The 2416-nt window shown below is 40.9% G+C and carries 2 protein-coding genes; one reads left to right on the top strand and one right to left on the bottom strand.

Translation table 11 applies throughout. The features are described from left to right. Positions 1-180: 180 nt before the first annotated feature. A complete protein-coding gene (locus QZZ35_RS11140) occupies positions 181-993 on the bottom strand; it encodes a Cof-type HAD-IIB family hydrolase (protein WP_291237468.1) in 813 nt (270 codons plus the stop codon). A gap of 197 nt (positions 994-1190) precedes the next feature. Between QZZ35_RS11140 and tyrS the strand changes: the two genes are divergently transcribed. After that, positions 1191-2416, top strand: a 1226-nt coding sequence (tyrS, locus tag QZZ35_RS11135) for a tyrosine--tRNA ligase (protein WP_291237467.1), incomplete at its 3' end; no start/stop codon positions are given.

Genomic DNA, 2416 nt, shown 5'->3' with positions numbered 1-2416 from the left:
CTCGAACCCTCGACCTCCGCCGTGACAGGGCGGCGCTCTAACCAACTGAGCCACTAGGCCATTTATCGTTTCGGCTTGTTTGTTTCTTTTTTGTTTCCCTCGCCTCTCGACATAAATGATTCTACATCATAACCTATTATTTGTCAACACCTTTTTTATATATTTTTTAAACTTTTTTATTTATCTGTTTTTCATGTATTTTTCTATAATATAAGCAACTCCATCATCATCATTCGTAAGGGTAATAACATCTGCTATCTCCTTAACTTCTTTCTGTGCATTCTCCATTGCAACCCCCAATCCGGCAAACTTAATCATTGTCAGATCATTGTAACCATCTCCGCAACAGATCAGCTCTTCACGTTTCACACCTGTATGCTCAAGAAGTCTGGCAAGTCCCTGTGCCTTATCCACGCCTAATGGTGTTATTTCCATAAAGAAAGGTTCAGAACGGAAAATATTCACTTTATCCCCAAACTCTTCCTGCATCTTTGGCATAATCTCCTCCAACTGCCACCCTGCTGCTACCATCAGACATTTTGGTATAGGATAATTCACCTGTTCCGCAAAATTTTCCAATGCTTCCACCGGCAGTTTATTAATCTCAGCTTCCAATCGTACATAATAATCCGTTGTATCTTCTGTAACAATACAATCACCTTTATAAGTAAGAATTGGAATCTGATACCTATAACTTGCCTCTGCAAGTTTCGGAACTAATTCATCTGGCATATTCTTCTGAAAAATAATCTCTCCCGTACGGCAATTTTTAATAATGCCGCCATTAAATGAAAGAATGTATCCGCCATAAACGTCCAACTGAAGTTCTTTGCTGATTGGCGCAGCCCCCTGAACCGGACGGCCTGTCGCAAGAGCTACGATCACACCCTGTTTTTGAATCTCAATAATAAGATCTCTTGTACGCGGTGATACTTCCTTTTTAGAATTTGTCAATGTGCCATCTAAATCCAGTGCGATCATTTTATATTTCATACAGTATACCCCCCTGTTTTTTATAAATACTCTTTTTATATAATGTTGAAGCCAAAAGCATTTGCCCCATACATAACCTTTTTACCCTAGTATCATTATTATAGGTTAATTCTCGGATTTTATCAACGTGTTTGCTTGCAATGATTTACAAAATATGCTAGTCTAAGAGATAGTGAAATTTAGGAGGAATGAATAACATGTCAAGTGTATACGATACACTCGTGGAACGCGGATTTATTGAACAGTGTACCCACGAAAAAGAATTACGCGAATTACTTGAAAAAGAAAAAGTGACTTTTTATATTGGTTTTGACGCAACAGCCGACAGTCTGACTGCAGGTCATTTCCTTACAATTATGGCGATGATGCACATGCAGAAAGCCGGACATCGTCCAATCGCACTTCTCGGAGGCGGTACAACGATGATCGGTGACCCTTCTATGCGTTCTGATATGCGTCAGATGATGACAATTGAACAGATTCAGCACAATGCTTCCTGCTTTAAAGAACAGCTCTCTCACTTCATTTCTTTTGATAATGACGGTGCTATTCTTGAAAACAACGCAAACTGGCTTCTTGATTTAAATTACGTGAATTTCCTCAGAGATGTAGGTATTCATTTTTCTGTAAATAAGATGCTCACTGCTGAATGTTATAAATCCCGTATGGAACAGGGACTGACTTTCTTTGAATTTAACTATATGCTCATGCAGTCCTACGATTTCCTTGAGCTGAATCGCCGCTATGACTGCTGTCTCGAAATGGGCGGTAACGACCAGTGGAGCAACATTCTCGGCGGTGTTGACCTTATCCGTCGTAAAGAGCAGAAACCGGCTTATGGTCTGACATTCAAACTTTTGACTACGAGCGACGGCAAAAAGATGGGTAAAACTCAGAAAGGTGCCGTATGGCTTGACCCTGCAAAAACTTCTCCTTATGATTTCTATCAGTATTGGAGAAATATTGAAGATGCTAAAGTTGAAGAATGTCTTGGACTCCTCACCTTCCTTCCGATGGATGAAGTACGTCGTCTCGGTGCTTTAGAAGGTGCAGAAATCAACAAAGCAAAAGAAGTTCTCGCTTACGAGATCACAAAGATCGTTCACGGAGAAGAGGAAGCTAAGAAAGCGCAGGCCGCTGCCAAAGCATTATTTGTTTCCGGTGGTGTTGCCGGCTCCGTTCCGACATACACATACCCTGCTGACAAACTTGCAGAAGGTGTGGATATCATCTCCATCCTTGTTGACACAAAACTTGCTCCGACACGTTCCGAAGCACGCCGTCTTGTCAACCAGGGCGGTGTTACAGTAAACGATGTGAAAGTACCTGCCTTTGATGCTGTATATGGCTCAAAAGATTTCAACGAAAATCAGGCATTTATGGTTAAAAAAGGCAAAAAAGGCTTTTACCAGATTAAAGCTGA

Origin of the sequence: Frisingicoccus sp., assembly GCA_016298055.1 — a bacterium.
Taxonomy (GTDB): Bacteria; Bacillota; Clostridia; order Lachnospirales; family Lachnospiraceae; genus Frisingicoccus.
Note: the sequence above shows the minus strand (reverse complement) of the source record. Positions and strands in the feature narration are given on the sequence as shown.